General features: G+C 72.4%; 1 protein-coding gene. It reads left to right on the top strand.

Annotated elements, in window-relative coordinates; translation table 11 throughout:
• Positions 1-123 precede the first annotated feature (123 nt).
• Complete coding sequence (locus AB0I69_RS40290) at positions 124-22,062, top strand: non-ribosomal peptide synthase/polyketide synthase (RefSeq protein ID WP_363100745.1); 21,939 nt, start codon at positions 124-126, stop codon at positions 22,060-22,062.
• Positions 22,063-22,080 lie beyond the last annotated feature (18 nt).

A 22,080-nucleotide genomic window follows, 5' to 3' on the forward strand; every position in this document is an offset into this window, starting at 1 on the left:
TGGCTGTGACGTGGACCTGTGGTTCCGAGGCGGGTCTATCAAGTAAGGCAATGCTTACCTTACTATGCGAGCGGTCGCGGCTCCGCTGAGCCGTTCCACACGCATTGGGAGGCACGGGCAGCTGTGGCGGGCAACACGCTTTCTTCCGCACGGGCAACGGCGACGAACGATTTCTGGCGACGGCTGTTCGCGTCACCGGTACCGGAGACGTCCCTGCCGCTGGACTTCGCCCGTCCGCCGCTTGCGGAGGGTGCGGTCTCCCGCGCGCAACGCGCGGCAGTCCTCGCCGTGACGGCCGACGCGGCCACCCAACTCGCCGCCTTCGTCTCCCTGTTGCACCGCTACGGCGGCACCACGGCCACCGAGACGGCAGTGGCCCACGAGGGCCTCCCGCTGCGCGTCACGATCGACGGCGACACCCCGTTCACCCAACTCCGGGACCAGATGGCGTCCATACGCGCGGAGGCCGCCGCCCACCACCTGCCGACCACCGAGCTGCTACGGCTCCTCGCCCCCGAACCCTTCCGCGGCGGCGGCCTGTTGTGCGCCACGGGCTTCGGCCCCACGCCCTGGGACGAGAGCGGCCCACTGGACCTGGCCCTGACCGTGACCGAGGGCGAGGTGTCGGCGGACTACCGCACCGACCTCTTCTCACCCGCCACCGTCGACCTGATCCTCGGCCACTACGGCACCCTCCTCGCCGACGCCCTCGCCCGCCCGGACACCCCGGTCGCCGACCTCGAACTCCTCGGCACGGACGAACGGCACCGCATCCTGCACGGCTGGAACGACACCGAGCACGACGTCCCCGCGGTCACCTGGCCCCGCATGTTCGCGGACCAGGTCGCCGCCCGCCCGCACGAGATCGCCCTCGTCCACGAGGACGTCCGCCTCACCTACGCCGAACTCGACGCCCGCGCCGCCAAGTTGGCGCACGCACTTGTGGCCCGAGGTGCCGGTCCCGAGCAGGTCGTCGCGCTCGCCGTGCCGCGCTCGGCCGACATGATCGTCGCCGAGGTCGCCGTCCTGAAGTCGGGCGCCGCCTATCTGCCCGTCGACACCGACTACCCGGCCGACCGCATCGCCTACATGCTCGCCGACGCCCGCCCGGTCTGCCTCGTCACCACCGCCGAGATCGTGCCCGATCTCCCGCCGGACCTCGACCCGCTGGTGCTCGACGCCCCGGAGACGGTGGCCGAGCTGGCCGCACACCCGGCCCAAGGCCCGTCCACCGACGACGAGTTGACGACCGCGCACGCGGCCTACGTCATCTACACCTCCGGCTCCACCGGCCGCCCCAAGGGCACGGTCCTCTCCCACGCGGGCGTCGCGAAACTGGTCGCCACCCAGCAGGAACGCTTCGGGATCGGCCCGCACAGCCGTGTCCTGCAGTTCGCCTCGCCCAGCTTCGACGTCGCGTTCTGGGACCTGTGCCTCGGCCTGCTCTCCGGTGGCCGCCTGGTCGTCGTACCGGCCGACCGCCGCGTCCCGGGCGCACCCCTCGCGGACTACGCCGACGAGCACGGCATCACCTTCATGATCCTGCCGCCGGCCCTGCTCGCCGCCATGCCCGAGGACGTCCAACTCCCGCCCGAGGCAACCCTGTTGGCGGGCACCGAACGCGTCTCGCCCGAGCTGGTCGGCCGGTACGCGCGCGGCCGGATGATGTTCAACGCCTACGGCCCGACCGAAGCCACCACCAACTCCACCCTGGGCCTGTGCGACCCGGACACCCCGGCCGGCACCATCGTGCCCATCGGCGTACCCGACCCCGGCACCCGCGCCTACGTCCTCGACGACCGACTGCGCCCCGTTCCCGCCGGTGTCACAGGAGAGCTCTACCTCGGCGGCGCCGGACTAGCCCGCGGCTACCTCGGCCGCCCCGCACTCACCGCCGAACGCTTCGTCGCCGACCCCTTCGGTACACCGGGTGAACGCCTTTACCGCACCGGCGACTTGGTGCGCTGGAAGGCGGACGGCCGACTGGAGTTCCACGGCCGCGTGGACACCCAGGTCAAGATCCGCGGCTTCCGCATCGAACCCGGCGAGATCGAGTCGGTCCTGCGCTCCCACCCGGCCGTCGACCAGGCCGCCGTGATCGTCCGCGAGGACCGCCCCGGCGAACGCCGCCTCGCCGCCTACGTCGTGCCCTCGCTGGACGCCGAAGCGAGCTCCGACGAGGGGGTGGCCGACTGGAAGGACCTGCACGAACTCCTCTACTCCGCCGCCGGATCGGACGGCTTCGAGGAGAACTTCGCCGGCTGGAACAGCATGTACGACGGCCTGCCCATCCCGCTCGCCGACATGCGCGAGTGGCGCGAGGCCACCCTCGACCGCATCCGCGCGCTCCGACCCCGGCGCATCCTGGAGATCGGCGTCGGTTCCGGCCTACTGCTGTCCCGGCTCGCCCCGGACTGCGACGAGTACTGGGGCACGGACCTGTCCGAGGAGGCCGTACGCGCCCTGGACACACAGGTGTCCGCCGTACCCGAACTCGCCGACCGCGTCACCCTGTTGGCCCGCCCCGCGCACGACCTCACCGGACTGCCCGAGGGCCACTTCGACACGATCGTCGTCAACTCCGTCATCCAGTACTTCCCCGGCGGCGACTACCTCACCGGCGTACTCCGTGACGCGGCCGCTCTTCTCGCCCCCGGCGGCGCGGTGTTCGTCGGCGACGTGCGCAACCTGCGACTGCTGCGCACCCTCAGCGCGGCCGTCGAGAGCGGGCGGGTGCGGGAGGAGGGAGACGAGACGGGCGCGGACAAGGAAGCACTGCGCGCCGCCGTGGACCGGGCCGTCGCCTGGGAGGGCGAACTCCTCGTCGACCCCGACTACTTCACGACCCTCGACGGTCTCAGCGCCGACATCCGGGTGAAGCGCGGCACGCACCACAACGAACTCACCCGCTACCGCTACGACGTTGTGCTGCGACCGCAGCAGCCCGGGTCCGAGGAGATGCCCGAGTCGCCCTGGCCCGCGCCGGGTTCGGTCCAGGCGCTGGACGAGCTGCTCGCCGGACGTCCGGACCGGCTGCGGATCACCGGCATTCCCAACTCCCGTCTCGCCGACGACCTCGGAGCACTCGACGCCCTCGCCGACAGCAGCAGGCCGGCCGCAGGCTCGTACGGCGTGGATCCCGAGGCCCTGTACGAGACCGCCGCGCGGCACGGTTACGAGGTGGCCCTCACCTGGAACGGGGACGCGGAGGACGGCAGCCTGGACGCGGTGATCGCTCCCGAGGGAGACGGGCAGGCGCTCGTCCGGTACCGCCCCGGCGGCGGCCACCCGCTCACCAACCGCCCCGCACCCTTCCGCAACGTCAACGCCCTGATGTCGACGCTGCGGACACACGCCACCGAGTACCTGCCGGACTACATGGTCCCGGCCGCCTTCGTCCCGCTGGACCGGCTGCCCGTCACCCCCAGCGGCAAACTCGACGCCGCCGCGCTGCCCGTCCCCGACCTGACGCGGCTGCTCAGCGCTGGCCGGGCCCCCGAGACGGCCCGCGAGCGGCTGCTGTGCGACCTGTACGCACGGGCGCTCAAAGTGCCCTCCGTCGGCGTCGACGACGACTTCTTCGCACTCGGCGGCGACAGCATCGTCGCCGTCCAACTCCTCATCCTCGCGCGCAGGGCGGGCCTGGAACTCACCCCGCGAGACGTCTTCCGGCACCGCACGGTCGCCGAACTGGCAGGCGTGGCCCGCACGGAGACGGCCGACGATGTCGATGCCACCCCGTGGCACACCCTGACCGAGGACGAACTCGCCTCACTCCAGGACGAGGTCCCGATCACCGTCGAGGAGGCGCTGCCCCTCGGCCCGCTCCAGGAGGGCTTCTTCTTCCACGCCCTGGTGGACGGCGCCGAACACGACGCATATGTCGTACAGCAGGTCATCGAACTGACCGGGCCGGTCGACGGCACCCTCCTGCGCGGGGCCGCGCAGCGGCTCATCGACCGGCACGCCCCGCTGCGCGCCTGCTTCCGCCAGACACCCGAGGGCCGCCCCGTCCAGCTCATCGCGTCCGGCCTCGAACTGCCCTGGCGCGAAGTGGACTTGGCCGCACAGGACGACGTCACGGTCCGCCGCGCCCTCGCCGAGGCCGTCGCCGCCGACGAACGCGCCCACCGTTTCGACCTCGCCCGCCCGCCGCTGGTCCGCTGCGCCCTCATCCGCTTCGGTGAGGACCGCAGCCGACTGGTCCTGACGTTCCATCACATCGTCGCGGACGGCTGGTCCCTGCCCGTCCTCCACCGCGAACTCCTCGCGCTCTACGGCGAGAACCCCACCCCTCTCCCCGAAGTCGCCCCCTACCGCGGCTACCTCCGCCGCATCGCCGGCGCCGACCGTGACGCAGCCCGAGCCGCCTGGAGCACCGCCCTCGCAGGGGTCGAGGAGCCCACCCGGCTCGTCGAGGCCCCCGTACCCGCCGGACCGCTCGAACCCGCCCAGATCCGCGTCGAGTTGACCGAGCGGATCACCTCCCGGCTGGCCGCCCGCGCCCGCGAACGCGGAGTCACCCTCGGTACCCTCGTCCAGAGTGCCTGGGGCCTGCTCGTCGGCCGTATGACGGGCCGCGAGGACGTGCTGTTCGGCACCACCGTCGCCGGACGTGACGCCGCCGTCGACGGCATCGAGTCGATGATCGGCCTGTTCATCAACACCCTGCCCACCCGGCTGCGTTGGGCCCCCGGCGACACCCTGGGCGAGCTGCTGGACCGGCTCCAGGAGGAGCAGAGCGCGCTCCTCGACCACCAGCACCTCGGACTCGCCGACATCCAGCGTGCCACCGGGCACGCGGGCGACGGCGAACTCTTCGACACCCTCGTGGTGTTCGAGAACTACCCCGGCGGCGAGGGCGCCCCGGGCATCACCGACCCCACCGGCACGATCACCGTCGCCGGACACACCTTCCACGACGCCGTGCACTACCCCCTCGCCCTCATCGTCAAGCCCGGCCGCCGTCTCGACCTGCGCCTCAAGCACCACGCCCGGCGCCTCGACGCCGACACCGTGCAGTCCCTCGCCGACCGGCTCACCCTTGTCCTGCACGCACTGGCCGACGACCCCGGCGCCCGCGTCGCGGACCTCGACCTGCTAACGCCCGACGAGTTGGCGAACGCGCATCCGGCGGGGGAGACGCGGCCGGTTCCGGCCAGCACGCTCGCCGACGCGTTCGCCGCGCAGGTCGAGCGAACCCCGGACGCCACGGCTGTCGTCTTCGACGGTACGACCACGCTCACCTACGCCGAACTGGACGCGCGGTCCGAGGCGTTGGCCGCACGACTGCGGGCCAAGGGCGCCGGCCGGGAGCGGTTCGTCGCCGTCGCCGTACCCCGCTCGGCGGAGCTGATGGTGGCGCTGCTGGGTGTCCTGAAGTCGGGGGCCGCGTATCTGCCCCTGGACCTGGATTACCCGGCCGAGCGACTCGCGTACATGCTGGCCGACTCGGGGGCGACGACGGTCGTCACGACCGAACACGACGCGCACCGGCTGCCGTCGGTCGAAGGCCTGGACGTGCTGCGCGTGGACGCGGAGGGCGACGAGGCTCTGTTCGGCGGAACTCCCGACCCCGCCCGCCCCGACGACCCCGCCTACCTCATCTACACCTCCGGTTCCACCGGCCGCCCCAAGGGCGTCGTCGTCACCCACCGCGCCATCGGCAACCGGCTGGCCTGGATGCAGGGCGAGTACGAACTCGGCGCCGACGACCGGGTGTTGCAGAAGACGCCGTCCAGTTTCGACGTCAGCGTCTGGGAGTTCTTCTGGGCGCTGTGCGAGGGCGCTGCCGTCGTCCTCGCCGCCCCCGACGGACACCGTGACCCCGCCTATCTGGCCCGCCTGATCCGGTCCGAGGGCGTCACGACGATGCACTTCGTGCCGTCGATGCTGGAGGCGTTCCTCGCCTCCGACGAGGTCACCGCCGACCCCGCGTGGGCGGGCGGCCTGCGCCGCGTGTTCAGCAGCGGCGAGGCCCTGTCCGGTTCCGCCGCGAACCGCTGGCGCGAGCTGACCGGCGTCCCGTTGCACAACCTCTACGGACCCACCGAGGCCGCCGTCGACGTCACGTACCACGCCTACGACGGCGCGTCCGACACCACCGTGCCCATCGGCCGACCCGTGTGGAACACCGGCCTGCGCGTCCTCGACGCATACCTGCGGCCGGTCCCCGACGGAGTGCCCGGCGAGCTGTACCTGACTGGCGTCCAGCTGGCCCGCGGCTACCACCGGCGCCCCGCGCTCACCGCCGACCGCTTCGTCGCCGACCCGTACGCCACCGAGCCCGGCGCCCGTATGTACCGCACCGGCGACCTGGTACGCCGCCGCCCCGACGGCACGATCGACTACCTCGGCCGCACCGACCGCCAGGTCAAGCTGCGCGGCAACCGCGTCGAACTCGGCGAGATCGAGGCCGAGTTGACCCGCCTCCCGGCCGTGGCCCGGGGAGCGGTCGTCATCCGCGAGCAGCGACTCGTCGCCTACGCCGTCCCGGTCGCCGGAGCCACCGTGGACCCCGCCGAGCTGCGTGCCGCCCTCGCGGACGCGCTGCCCGCGCCCCTGGTCCCGGAGGCGTACGTCGTCCTGACCGACCTCCCGCTCACCCCGAGCGGCAAGCTCGACCAGGCCGCGCTGCCCGCCCCCGAGTCCGAGCGTGCCGAACGCCGGGCACCCGCAGGGCCGTTGGAGCTGCAGCTCACCGAGATCTTCGCGGCCGTCCTCGGTGTCGAGGACGCGGGCCCCGACGACGACTTCTTCCGTCTCGGCGGCGACAGCATCAGCTCCATCGGCGTCGCCAGCCGGGCCCGCGCGGCCGGCCTGGACCTCAGCCCGCGCGATGTGTTCACCCACCGCACACCGGCCGCCCTCGCGGCGGCAGCCGGCACCACAACGGTCAACCTCGTAGCCCCCATTGAGGCGTTCACCCTCACCCCCGCCGAACACGCCCGCGTCCGCGCCGTCGCCGCCCCGGCGGAGGTCGCCGACGTATGGCCGCTGGCCCCCCTCCAAGAGGGCCTGTTCTTCCACTCGGCGTACGACGAGGGCGCGTTGGACGTCTACACCGTCCACGAGACCTTCGACTTCGCGACCCGCCTCGACGCCACCCGTCTGCGCGCTGCCGTCCGCACGCTCCTCGACCGCAACCCGGGCCTGCGCGCGGGCTTCACCAGCGATGGTCTCGACCGGCCGGTGCAGTTCATCGTCGAGGACCCGGAGGTCCCCCTCGAAGAGGTCGACCTCTCCCTCCTCCCTGCCGCCGAACAGGACGTACTGCTCCGGGAGTTGACGGACGCCGAACGCAACCGCCGCTTCGACCTCTCCGCACCCCCGCTCTTCCGGTTGCTCCTGTTGCGCCTCGGCGCGGAACGCGGCGACCGGCTCGTCATCGGCCGCCACCTGATCCTCTGGGACGGCTGGTCGGCCTGGCTGTTCCTCGACGAGCTGTTCGCGCTCTACGAGACGGGCGGTGACGCCAACGCCCTCCCCGAGCCCGGCAGTTACCGCGACTACCTGACCTGGCTGGAGGAGCAGGACGACTCCGTCGCCACGGCCGCCTGGCGCACCGCACTCGCCGGTCTCGACGAGCCGACGCTGCTCGCGCCCACCGCCACCGACGGCCTCGAACCGGTCATCCCCGACCAGCTCGACATCCGCCTGTCCGCCGAACTCGGCGACCGACTGCGCGAGTTGGCTCCGGCGCACGGTCTGACCCTCAACACGATCCTCAACGCGGCCTGGGGACTCACCCTCGCCTCCGCGACAGGCCGCGCCGACGTCGTGTTCGGCACGACGGTCGCCGGTCGCCCCAGCGAGGTCCCGGACGTCGGCAACATCATCGGTCTGTTCCTCAACACCGTCCCGACCCGCATCGCCCTCGACCCCGCCGAACCGGTCCTCGACCTGCTCCGCCGCATCCAGGGCGAACGCCTCGACCTCATGCCGTACGAGCACTTGAGCCTCGGCGTGCTCCAGGCCGAGACCGGGCACCGCAAGCTCTTCGACACGCTGTTCGTGCTGCGCAACAACGACACCGAGGAGCGACTGGCGGACCTGAAGACCAGGCACGGCGCCACGGCCGTCGCCAACGTCGACGCTACTCACTACCCGGCCAACCTCGTCATCACCCCGGGCCGCGAGATCGACGTCACCCTCACCCACCGCCCCGACCTCGTCCCAACTGACCGCGCCCAGGCCCTCCTTGACCGCTTCGCCCTGCTCGTCGACCGCCTCACCGTCGACCTCACGGCACCGGTCGGCTCCCTCGATCCGCTCCTGCCCGCCGAACACGAGGCGCTACGACGGGAGTCGGCGGCGAGCCGTGTCCCCGACCCCGAGGACACCATCGCCGACCTGCTGGCCGCACAGGCCGAACGCACCCCGGACGAACGGGCCCTCGTCTTCGGCGAGCGCAGCATGACGTACGCCGAACTCGACGCGGCCGTCAACCGGATGGCTCGGCTGCTGCTCGACCGGGGCGCGGGTCCGGAGAAGGTCGTCGCCCTCGCCCTGCCGCGCTCCCTCGACATGGTGGTCGCGCTCTTCGCGGTCCTGCGCACCGGAGCGGCTTACCTGCCCCTGGAGTTGGACCACCCGGCCGACCGGCTGTCCCTGATGCTGGCCGACGCCCGCCCGCTGCTCCTGCTCAGCACCACGGCCGTATCCGCCACGCTTGACGGCGAGATGACCCGTGTCCTGCTCGACGACCTGGAGATCAAGGGGGAGTTGGCAGGTCAGTCGGCCGCTCCGGTCCGCCTCCGCTTCAGCCTCGAACACCCCGCCTACGTCATCTACACCTCCGGTTCCACCGGCCGCCCCAAGGGCGTCGTCACCCCCTACCGGGGTCTGACGAACATGCAGTTGAACCACCAGAAGGAGATCTTCGAGCCCGCCATCGCCTCGGCCGACGGGCGGCGGCTGCGCATCGCGCACACCGTGTCCTTCGCCTTCGACATGTCGTGGGAGGAGCTGCTGTGGCTCGTCGAGGGCCACGAAGTGCACGTCTGCGACGAGGAGTTGAGGCGTGACGCCGAGGCACTGGTCGCCTACTGCGAACGCCACCGCGTCGACGTCGTCAACGTCACCCCCACCTACGCCCGACTCCTCATCGAACAGGGCCTGTTGGAAGGTCACGTCCCGCCGCTGGTACTGCTCGGCGGCGAGGCCGTCCCCGAGACGGTGTGGACGGCACTGCGCGACACCGAGGGAACGTACGGCTACAACCTGTACGGGCCGACCGAATACACCATCAACACCCTCGGCGGCGGCACCCTCGACAGCGACACCCCGACCGTCGGCAAGCCCATCCGCGGCACCCGCGCCCACCTCCTCGACGCCTGGCTGCGCCCGGTGCCCGACGGTGTCCCCGGCGAGCTGTACATCGCCGGAATCGGCCTGGCCCGCGGCTACTTGGACCGCCCCGCGCTGACCGCCGAACGCTTCGTCGCCGACCCGTTCGGCGAACCCGGCGAGCGCATGTACCGCACCGGCGACCTGGTCCGCCGCAACCCCGACGGCAACCTCGACTTCCTCGGCCGCACCGACGACCAGGTCAAGATCCGCGGCTACCGCATCGAACCCGGCGAGATCGAAACCGCCCTCAGCCGCCACCCGTTGGTCGCCCAGGCCGCCGTCGTCGTCCGCGACGAACGCCTCGTCGGCTACGTCGTCCCCTCCGACGCCGACTCGGCCGAACGCACCGCCGCCGAGGCCGCGCAGGTGGGGGAGTGGCAGGAGATCTACTCCGACGAGTACGAGGAGATCGGCACCGCCGTCTTCACCGAGCAGTACGACGGCTGGGACAGCTCCTACGACGGAACGCCCATCCCCTTCGAGGAGATGCACGAGTGGCGCGAGGCCACCCTCACCCGCATCGGCGCCCTCAAGCCCCGCCGCATCCTCGAAATCGGCGTCGGCTCCGGCCTGTTGCTGTCCCGGCTCGCCCCGGACGCCGAGGCGTACTGGGCGACCGACTTCGCCGCCCCCGTCATCCGGAAGATCGGCGAAGAGGTGCGGCGCGACCCCGCACTCGCCGCCAAGGTCGAACTGCGCTGCAGCCCGGCCGAGGACCTGAGCGGCCTGCCCTTCGCCTACTTCGACACGATCATCATCAACTCCGTCATCCAGTACTTCCCGAGCATCGACCACCTGACCGCCGTCCTGCACGGCGCGATGGAACTGCTCGCGCCCGGCGGCGCCCTGTTCGTCGGCGACGTCCGCAACCTGCGCCTCGCCGGCACGTTCCACACCGAGATCCAGCGCGCCCGCGGCACCGCCGAAGCGGACCTGGAGCGCGCGGTGGAACGCGGTCTGCGCCTGGAGAAGGAACTCCTGGTAGACCCCGACTACTTCACCACCCTCGGCTACGGCGTCGACCTGCGCACCAAGCGCGCCCACCACCACAACGAGCTGAGCCGCCACCGCTACGACATAGTCCTCTACGCCGACGAACCGGACGTACGCCTGGACAACGCCCCGTCCGTCGACTGGGCCACCGGCAACACCGTCGGGGAACTCCTGCGCGGCGACTGGTCGTCGGCCGAGGCCATCGGCCAACTCCTGGACGGCAACTGGTCCGCGACCGGCGCCACCGCCGAACGCCCGCGCGGCGAACGCCCCGAGGCGCTCCGCTTCACCGGCATCCCCGACGGCCGTACGACCGAGACGGGCGTCGACCCCGAGCACCTGCACGAACTCGGCACGGCGGCCGGATACCGCGTGCTGACGGCCTGGTCGGGGGAGACGGGGACCTACGACGCCGTATTCCTGAAGTCCTCTGAACTACGCGTCACCGGCGGCCTGTTCCGGCCCGGCGGCGGTACTCACCCCTACGCCAACGACCCCACCGCCGCCCGTGAGGCGAGCGCGCTGGTACGCCGGCTCCGTGAGGACCTGGGTCGCGAACTGCCCGACTACATGGTCCCGTCGGCCTTCGTCACTGTCGACGGTCTGCCCATGAACGCCAATGGCAAGCTCGACGTCCGCGCCCTGCCCGACGCCGAACCCGCCGTCGCCCTCGGCGGCGGACGCGGCCCGCGCACCCCGCAGGAAGAGGTGCTCTGCCGCCTGTTCGCCGAGGTGTTGGGCCTGCCGGAAGTCGGCGCCGAGGACAACTTCTTCGACCTGGGCGGACATTCACTGCTCGCGACCCGCCTGGTCAGCCGCGCCCGCACGGAACTGGGCGCCGAACTCGCCATCCGTGACCTCTTCGAGGCACCCACCCCGGCACTGCTCGCGGGCCGCGCCGACCAGGCGAGCCCGGCCCGCCCGGCAGTGACCCCGGTCGCCGACCGGCCCGCCCGCGTCCCGCTGTCGGCCGCCCAGCGACGGCTGTTGCTCGTCGAGCAGATCACCGGCAGCGGCGTCGCCTACAACTTCCCGCTGGTCTTCCGGCTGCGCGGCACCCTCGACACCGAGGCCCTGGCCGCCGCTCTGCGGGACGTCGCCGGACGCCACGAGGCGCTGCGGACGGTGTTCCCGACGCACGAGGGCGAGCCGTATCAGCGGATCATTCCGGCCGCCGACGCCCACCCCGTCGCCACGGTCGTCGACTGCACCGAGCCCGATCTGCCCGCGCTGATCGAGTCCGCCCAGCGCCGCCCTTTCGACCTGACCACCGAACTCCCGCTGCGCTGCGAGGTGTTCAGGCTCGGCCCGGACGAGCACGTCGTGGCCGTCGTCCTGCACCACATCACCACCGACGAGTGGTCCGACCGCCCCTTCCTCGCCGATCTCGACATCGCCTACGCGGCCCGCCGCGAGGGGCGGGCGCCCGAGTGGGCGCCGCTGCCGGTGCAGTACGCCGACTACACCCTCTGGCAGGACGACCTGCTCGCTCGCGCCGGCGACGCCCAACTCGCCCACTGGGCCGACGTGTTGCACGGTCTGCCCGACGAACTCGCCCTGCCCACCGACCGACCGCGCCCCGCCGAACCGACCGGCCACGGCGGCAAGGTCCGCCTGGAGCTGCCCGCCGCCACCGGCCACGCCCTGCGCGACCTCTCGGGAGCCACCGGCACCAGCATGTTCATGCTGTTCCAGGCGGCCACCGCCGCGCTGCTGCACCGGCTCGGCGCGGGCGACGACATCCCCCTCGGCGCCCCCATCGCGGGCCGCACCGACGAGGCGCTCGCGGACCTGGTGGGCTTCTTCGTGAACACCCTGGTGCTGCGCACCGACGTGTCCGGCGACGAGCTGACCTTCCGTGAACTCCTGGGCCGCGTAAGGGAGTCGTCTCTCGCCGCCTTCGAGTACCAGGACCTTCCGTTCGACCGCGTCGTGGAGGAACTCAACCCGCCCCGCGTGGCCGGTCGCAACCCGCTCTTCCAGGTCATGCTCGGCTACCACCACCGCCCCGACGGCGACCCGGACGTGCTGGGCCTCACGACCGAGTGGTTCGACATGGACACCGGCATGGCCAAGTTCGACCTGCACTTCACCTTCGTCGACGAGACCGGCCACGACCGTGTCGTCCTGCTCCTGGAGTACGCGACCGACCTCTTCGACGAATCGACCGCCGAGCGCATCGCCGGCCGCATGGCCCGCCTCCTGGACCACGCGGCGGCCGAACCCGACCGCTCGGTAAGGGACTTCGACCTCCTGGAGGACACCGAACGCGCCCTGGTCCTGGGGGAGTGGAACGCCACCGAACACCCCGTCCCGGCCGCCACCCTCCCGGAACTCTTCCGCGCCCAGGCGACCCGCACCCCCGACGCCACGGCCCTCGTCTTCGAGGGACAGCAGCTGACGTACGCGGAGCTGGACGCCCAAGTGGAGCGAACCGCACGGGTGTTGGCCTCGCTCGGCGCAGGCCCCGAGCAGACCGTGGCCGTGGCCCTCCCGCGCTCACTCGAACTCGTCGTCGCCCTGCTCGCCGTCCACCGTGCCGGAGCCGCCTACCTCCCGCTCGACCCCGACTACCCGGAGGAACGCCTCGCCCTCATGGTCGAGGACGCCCGCCCGGTGTACGTCATCCGCGATGCGCTGCCGACGGGTCCCGAGGGTGAACTCCCCACGACCTACGATCCGTTGCACCCCGCGTACGTCATCTACACCTCCGGTTCCACCGGTCGCCCCAAGGGTGTCGTCGTCCCGCACGAGGGCATCGTCAACCGGCTGCTGTGGATGCAGGACGCGTACGGCCTGACGGCCGCCGACCGGGTGCTGCAGAAGACGCCGTCCAGCTTCGACGTGTCGGTGTGGGAGTTCTTCTGGCCCCTCATCACCGGGGCCACCCTGGTCGTAGCCCGGCCCGAAGGCCACCGCGACCCGGTCTACCTGTCCCGGCTGATCCGCGAACAGGACGTCACCACCGTCCACTTCGTGCCCTCCATGCTCCAACTCTTCCTGGAGGAACCGGCCGCAGCCGACTGCACCGGTCTGCGCCGGGTCATGTGCAGCGGCGAGGCGCTGCCCGTCACCCTCACCCACCGCTTCCAAGAGGTCCTGAACACCGCCGAGTTGCACAACCTCTACGGCCCGACGGAGGCCTCGGTCGACGTGACGGCCGTGGAGATCGGACCGGACGCGACGAGCGTGCCGATCGGCCGCCCGGTGTGGAACACCCGCACCTACGTCCTCGACGCCGCACTGCGCCCGGTCGCGCCCGGTGTCCCGGGCGAGCTGTACCTCGCGGGCGTCCAGCTCGCGCGCGGCTACCTCGACCGGCCGGGCCTGACCGCCGAGCGGTTCGTCGCCGACCCGTACGGTGCGCCGGGCACCCGTATGTACCGCACCGGAGACCTGGCCCGCTGGAACGCCGACGGCACGATCGAGTACCTGGGACGCACCGACGACCAGGTGAAGGTGCGCGGCTTCCGCGTCGAACCTGGCGAGATCGAGGGCGTGTTGACCGCGCACCCGTCCGTCGCCCACGCCGTCGTCGTGGTCCGGGAGCAGCGCCTGGTGGCGTACGTGGTCCCGGCCGGGGACGGCAGTGGATCGGTGGACGTGACGCCCCTGCGCGCCCACACCGCCGCCGCCCTTCCCGCCCACATGGTCCCCGCTGCCTTCGTCACCCTCGACGCGCTGCCCCTGACCCCCAACGGCAAGCTCGACCGCGCCGCCCTGCCCGCCCCCGACTTCACGGCCGTCACCGGTACGGACGCGGGCACCGCACCCCGCAGCCCGCGCGAGGAGATCCTCGCCGGACTCTTCGGTGACGTCCTCGGTCTCGAACGCGTCGGCGCCGACGACGACTTCTTCACCCTCGGCGGCCATTCCCTGCTCGCCATGCGCCTGGTGAGCCGCGTCCGCACGGTGCTCGGCGCCGACCTCACCGTCCGTACCGTCTTCGAGGCGTCCACCCCGGCACTGCTCGCGGCCCGCCTCGACGACCGGGCCGGCGGACTGCCCGCCCTCGTCCCCGCCGAACGGCCCGACGAACTCTCGCTGTCCTACGCCCAGCAGCGACTGTGGCTGCTGCACCGCATCGAGGGACCGGGAGCCACGTACAACATCCCGGCCGCCTGGCGGCTCACCGGGAGGCTCGACCGGGCCGCGCTGGCCGCCGCGTTGGACGACGTCGCCGTACGGCACGAAAGCCTGCGCACGGTCTTCCCCGAACGGGACGGCCGCCCTCGTCAGGTCGTGCTGGACGAAGCCTCCGTGTCTCTCCACCACAGCCACGTCACAGAGACCGAACTGCCCGACCGGCTCGCCGAGGCCGCCGCGCGAGGCTTCGAGATCGACCGTGAACTCCCGTTGCGTGCGCACCTGTTCGAGGTGAGTGAGGACGAGCACGTCCTGCTGCTGGTGCTGCACCACATCGCCGGGGACCAGTGGTCCGACGGCCCCCTGTGGCGGGACCTGGCCACCGCCTACGACGCCCGCCGCGACGGACACGTGCCCGCGTGGGCGCCGCTGCCCGTGCAGTACGCCGACTACGCCCTCTGGCACCGCGAGGCGCTCGGCGACCCCGACGCCTCGGACAGCCGCCAGTCCCGCCAACTCGCCTACTGGCAGGACACCTTGGCGGGCCTGCCGGACGAACTGGCACTGCCCGTCGACCGGCCCCGGCCGCTGGAGAGCAGTCACCGGGGCGGTGCGGTCGGCGTGACGCTCGACGCCGAACGGACCGGCGCCCTGCGTGCGTTGGCCCGCCGTCAGGGCGTCAGTATGTTCATGGTCACCCAGGCCGCCGTCGCCGCCCTGCTGCACCGGCTCGGCGTCGGCGACGACATCCCGCTCGGCGCACCGATCTCCGGGCGGGCCGACGAGCACCTCGAAGACCTGGTCGGGTTCTTCGTCAACACCCTTGTCCTGCGCACCGACCTGTCCGGCGACCCCACGTTCGCCGACCTGCTCGCCCGCGTCCGCGCCACCGACCTGGCCGCCTACGAGCACCAGGACCTGCCCTTCGAGCGCCTGGTGGAGGCTGTCAACCCGGCCCGCTCGCTGGCCCGGCACCCCCTGTTCCAGGTGATGGTCGTGCACCTCGACGACGCCGGTGCCACGCCCGCCCTGCCCGGCCTCACCGCCCGCCGCGAGGAACTCGGCCAGCAGGGCGCCAAGTTCGACCTCAGCTTCGACTTCGTCGAGCAGGGCGAGGACGGCATGCGGTGCTGGATCGAGTACAGCGCCGACCTCTTCGACGAGTCGACCGCCGAACTCCTCGCCCAGCGGCTTGAGTTGCTGCTCGCTCAGGTCGCCACCGACCCCGACCGACACATCGGCGCACTCGACGTCCTGCGCGACGACGAACGCGCCCTCGTCCTCACCGACTGGAACGACACCGCCCGGACCGTCCCCGACCTCACCCTCCCGGAACTGTTCCGCGCCCAGGTCTCCCGCACCCCCCATGCCACCGCGGTCGTCTTCGAGGACACCGCCCTGACCTACGCCGAACTCGACCTGCGCGTAGAGCGGTTGGCCCACACGCTCGCCGCGCACGGGGCACGGGCCGAGGCCGTCGTAGCCGTAGCGCTGCCGCGGTCGCTCGCCCTGGTGGTGTCCTTGCTCGCCGTCCATCGCGCGGGCGCCGCCTACCTGCCCCTCGACACCGGCTACCCGGCCGAACGGCTCGCCTACACGCTCGCCGACGCGCGCCCGGTCTGCCTGGTCACCGCCGAGGGCGTCACCCTCCCGGACACCGACGTACCCACGCTCGCAGTGGACGCGGACGGTACGTCCGACCACCCGGCGTACGCGCCGCTGCCCACTTCCCACGACCCCCGCCACCCCGCCTACGTCATCTACACCTCAGGCTCCACCGGCCGCCCCAAGGGCGTCACCGTCCCCCATCAGGGCATCACCAACCGCCTGTTGTGGATGCAGGACGCGTACCGTCTTGACGCCGACGACCGGGTCCTGCAGAAGACGCCGGCCGGCTTCGACGTGTCGGTGTGGGAGTTCTTCTGGCCGCTCATCACCGGCGCCACGCTTGTCGTGGCACGCCCCGAGGGCCACCAGGACCCGTTCTACCTCGCCGAGCTGATCCAGCGTCAGCACATCACCACGGCCCACTTCGTGCCGTCGATGCTGCGCGCCTTCCTCGACGAGCCCGCCGCCGCCCGCTGCACCGACCTGCTCCAAGTCATGTGCAGCGGCGAGGCGTTGTCCGCCTCACTGGCGGCCCGCTTCCATCAGGCCCTCCCGGGCAGCCGCCTGCACAACCTCTACGGCCCGACTGAGGCATCCGTCGACGTCACCGCCCGCGAGGTCCCCGCCGACCCGGCCACCGTGCCGATCGGCCGCCCGGTGTGGAACACCCGCACCTATGTCCTCGACGCCGGACTCCGCCCCGTACCGCCCGGTGTGGCCGGCGAACTGTATCTGGCGGGCGTCCAGTTGGCGCGCGGCTACCTGGGCCGCACCGGCCTGACCGCCGAACGCTTCGTCGCCGACCCGTACGGCACCGAGCCCGGCGCCCGTATGTACCGCACCGGCGACCTGGCCCGCTGGACCCGGGGCGGCGAACTGGAGTACCTCGGCCGCGCCGACGACCAGGTCAAGCTGCGCGGCTTCCGCATCGAACTCGGTGAGATCGAGAGCGTGTTGGCCGCCCACGCGAGCGTTGCGCACGCCACCGTCGTCCTGCGGGACGAGCGCCTCGTCGCGTACGTCGTCCCGAGCGGCGAGACAGCGGATTCCGCCGAACTCCGGTCCCACACCGTCCGGTTGCTGCCCGATCACATGGTCCCGTCGGCCGTCGTCACCCTCGACGCCCTCCCGCTCACCCCCAACGGCAAGCTGGACCGCCGCGCCCTGCCCGCGCCCGACTTCGCTGCCGAGGTCACCGACACCCGGCCGCGCACACCGCTGGAGGAGACCCTCTGCGCGCTCGTCGCGGACGTCCTCGGTCTCGAACGGGTCGGTGTGGAGGACGACTTCTTCTCCCTCGGCGGGGACAGCATCGTCGCGATGCAACTGGTCGCCCGGGCCCGCGCCGCCGGGCTCACGTTCAGCCCGCGTGACGTGTTCCGGCACAAGTCGGCAGCCGGCCTCGCCGGAGTGACCACCACGATCACCGCCGAGCGGAACGACGACACCGTCGTCATCGACCTCACCCCCGACGAGCGCACCGAACTCGCCGCCCTGCCCGCCGGAACCGAGATCCTGCCCGTCTCCCCGCTCCAGGCCGGCCTGCTCTTCCACGCCGCCCTCGACTCGGGCGACGACGGCCCGGACGTGTACACCGTCCAGGTGTCCTACGACCTCGACGGCCCGCTCGACCCCGACCGACTGCACACCGCCGCACAGGCCGTGCTCGACGCGCACGAGAACCTGCGCAGCGGCTTCCGGCACCTGTCCTCCGGGCGGCCCGTCGCCGTCGTACCGCGCACGGCCGTACTGCCCTGGCGACAGCTCGATCTGGCCGACGACCCCGAGGAGTGGGAGCGGCTCCTCGTCCAGGAGCGGCGCCGCTTCGACCCCGAACGGCCGCCGCTGCTCAGGCTGTTGCTTGCCCGGCTCGGCCCGGACCGGCACCGGCTCGTGCTCTCGCACCAGCACCTCCTGCTGGACGGCTGGTCGCTGCCCCTGCTCACCGCCGAACTGTGGGCACGCTACGAGGGCCGCACCTCGGCCGCGTCCGCCCCGTACCGCGAGCACCTGCGGTTGCTGGCCGCCCAGGACCCGGACGTCTCCACCGCCGCGTGGGCCGAGGCCCTCGGCGGGCTGGCCGAGCCGACGCGCCTCGCGCCCGTCGACCCCGACCGCACGGCCGTCGTGCCGTCCACCCACGCCGTGGAGTTGGACCCGGACCGTACGGCGGAGCTGGAGGCGTTCGCGCGCCGACAGGGCGTCACCGTCAACACCCTTGTCCAGGCAGCCTGGGGCGTGCTGCTCGGTCGGCTCACCGGCCGGGACGACGTGGTGTTCGGCGCCACCGTCGCCGGCCGTTCGCCCGAACTGGCCGGGGCCGAGCTGATGATCGGCCTGTTCATCAACACCATCCCTGTACGGGTGCGGGTCCGCCCGGAGGAGAGCACGGCCGCACTCCTCGACCGGCTCCAGGACGAGCAGTCCCGGCTCATCGCCCACCAGCACCTCGGCCTCGCCGACATCCAGCGGGCCGCCGGACTCGGCGAACTCTTCGACACACTCGTGGTGTTCGAGTCGTACCCCGTCGCCGAGACGGAAGGGGAGGGCGACGGGCCGCGCGTCACCGTCCGCGATCACGAGGACTCCACCCACTACCCGTTCGCGTGGGCGGTCGAGCCCGCCGAACGGCTGCGGCTCACCGCCGAGTTCAGGCCCGACCTCTTCACACCGGCCGTCGTACGACGGATCACGGACGCGCTCGCCACCCTCCTCACCGGCATGGCGGCCGACCCCGACCGTCCCGTCGGCCGCCTCGACCTGCTCGGCCCCGCCGAGCGGCACACGGTCCTGGAGAGCTGGAACGACACGACGCTGCCCGAGCCGGAGACCGAACGACTCGGCACCGTACCGGCGTTGTTCGCTGCGCAGGCCGCCGCCGGCCCCGACGCGGTCGCCGTCACCGACGGCCGTACGACGTGGACGTTCGCCGAACTCGACGCTCGCGTCGACCAGTTGGCGCGCACCCTCGCCGGACACGGCGCCGGACCCGAGCGGATCGTGGCCCTCGCGCTGCCCCGCACCGCCGACCACATCGCCGCGATCCTCGCCGTGATGAAGGCGGGCGCCGCCTATCTGCCCCTCGACCCCGACCTCCCCGAGTCCCGCCTCACAGGCATGCTCGACGACGCCCGCCCCGTGCTGATCCTGGCCACGGGCGACACGGCCGCCGCGCTGCCCGCAACCGACGTACCGGTCCTGCGAGTTGACGCCCCGATCGACGGACTGCCGCAGGCGGAACCCGTCGCGCCCGACCCTGACCACCCCGCCTACGTCATCTACACCTCCGGCTCCACCGGCCGCCCCAAGGGCGTCGTCGTCACCCAGCGAGGCATCGCCAACCTCTTCCACAGCCACCGCCACGACCTGCACGAGGTCGCCAGGCAGCGCACCGGACTGAGGCGCCTGCGCGTCGGCCACGCCTGGTCGTTCTCCTTCGACGCCTCCTGGCAGCCGCAGTTGTGGCTGCTGGACGGGCACGCCCTGCACATCGCGGACGACGAGACCCGGCGCGACCCCGAACTCCTCGCCGCCTTCATCCGCGACCGGGGCATCGACTTCATCGAGGTCACCCCGTCACTGCTCGCGCAGATGGCGGACAGCGGGCTGATCGGCGCCGAGGGCGACTGCCCCCTCGCTGTGGTCGGCTTCGGCGGCGAGGCCGTACCCGAATCGCTGTGGACACGGCTGGCCGCACTGCGGGACACCGAGTCGTTCAACCTGTACGGCCCGACCGAGGCCACCGTCGACGCGCTCGTCGGCCGGGTCCGCGACAGCGCAACCCCGGTCGTCGGACGGCCCGTCCACGAGTCGCGCGCGTACGTCCTCGACACCGCCCTGCGCCCCGTCCCGCCCGGTGTCACCGGCGAGTTGTACCTGTCCGGCCCCGGCCTGGCCCGGGGTTACCTCGACCGCCCCGCACTCACCGCCGAACGCTTCGTCGCCGACCCGTACGCCAACCGTCCCGGTGAGCGCATGTACCGGACCGGCGACCTGGCCCGCTGGACCGAGGACGGCCTGCTGGAGTTCGCCGGCCGCACCGACGACCAGGTGAAGATCCGCGGCTACCGCATCGAACTCGCCGAGATCGAGGCCGCGTTGGACACCCACCCGGCCGTCGCGCACACCGTCGTCGTGGCCCGCGAACACCGGCCCGGTGTACGGCGGTTGATCGCCTACGTGGTCGCCGACGAGGCGGACGGGGCCGCTCTCCGCGCCCACGCCGCCGCCGCGCTGCCCGACTACATGGTCCCGGCGGCCGTGGTCGTCCTCGACAGGCTGCCGCTGATGTCCAATGGCAAGCTCGACCGATCCGCCCTGCCTGCACCGGACTTCACCGCGCAGGGCGGCGGCCGGGTCCCCGAGAACGACACCGAGCGCAGCCTGCGTGACCTGTTCGCGGACGCTCTCGGGCTGCCCGTCGAGGCCGTCGGCACCGACGACGACTTCTTCACCTTCGGCGGTGACAGCATCGTGGCCATGCAACTCGTCGCCCGGGCGCGCGCCGGTGGGCTGCGGGTCACGCCTCGGCAGGTCTTCCAGCACCGAACTGTGGCCGCCCTCGCGGCCGTTGCCGTCCCCCTCGGCACCGCCGAACGGCACGCCGTCCACGACGACGGCACTGGCACCGTCCCGCTCACCCCGATCATGCGCGCCCTGCTGGAACGCGGCGGCCCCATCGCTGCCTACCACCAGGCGGCCCTGGTCCAGACCCCGGCCGACCTCACCGAACCCGGACTGCTGACCGTACTCAAGGCACTCGCCGACCGGCACGACATGCTGCGGGCCCAACTAGTCCGCGAGCCCGAGTGGTTGCTGCGGGTGCCGGCCGCACAGGACACCGACGTCAGCACCTGGCTCACCCGCGCCGACGTGCGCGGGGCGGACACCGACGAACTGCGCGCTGCCGTCTCCCGCCACGCCGAGACGGCCCGGGCCGGGCTCGACCCGGACGCCGGGGCGATGGTGCGCGCGGTCTGGTTCGACGCCGGACCCGGACAGCCCGGCCGGCTGCTGATCCTCGTCCACCACTTGGTGATCGACGGCGTCTCCTGGCGCGTCCTGCTGCCCGACCTGGCCACCGCCTGGGCCGCGGTCAGGGGCGGCCGTACGGCCGAACTCGCCCCCGTGGAGCTGTCGTTCGCCCGCTGGGCCAAGCTCCTCGGGACCCGCGCCACCGACCCCGCCGCCGAGGACGAGCTGCCGTGGTGGACCTCCGCCCTCGCCGAGGGCGCCGAACTCCCGCTGGCCCGGCCGCTCGACCCGGCCCGGGACACCGTCGCCACCACCCGCTACCTCTCCCTGACCCTGCCCGCCGATGTCACCGGCCCCCTGTTGAGCCGGGCCCCGGCTGCCTTCGGCGCCACCGTCAACGACGTCCTGCTCACCGCGTTCGCACTGGCGGTGGGGGACTGGCGGACCCGGACGCCGGGCGCGGAACAACCCGGCGGGCCCGTCCTGGTCGACCTGGAGGGGCACGGCCGCGAGGAGCAACTCGCGGGCGACGCCGACCTGTCGCGTACGGTCGGCTGGTTCACCAGCGTCGTGCCCGTACGACTCGACCCGGGTGCGGCCGACCCGGCGGACGTCTTCGCGGGCGGCCCCGCGCTCGACGCGGCCGTGGCCCGGGTCCGCGCCCACCTCACCGCCCTGCCCACGGCCGGGATCGGACACGGCCTGCTGCGCCACCTCAACGCCGAGACGGGTCCGCGACTCGCCCAACTCGGCGAGCCGCAGATCGAGTTCAACTACATGGGTCGCTTCGACCGCCCGGAGGCAGCCGACTGGTCCTACGCCGCCGAGGACGACGCCGCCGACCTCGACGCCGACCCCGGTCAGCCGATGTCGCACGCCCTGACCCTCAACGCCATCACCGAGAACCGCCCCGAGGGCCCGGAACTCAGCGCGCACTGGGCGTACGCGGCCGAACTCCTCACCGAGGAGCAGGTGCAGGACCTGGCCCGCACCTGGTTCCGCGCGCTGGAGGCGGTCGTACGACGAGCGGCCGTACTGAACAAGCCCTGAACAAGCCCTGACCGCACC

Source organism: Streptomyces sp. NPDC050508, from assembly GCF_040655155.1.
Lineage (GTDB): Bacteria > Actinomycetota > Actinomycetes > Streptomycetales > Streptomycetaceae > Streptomyces.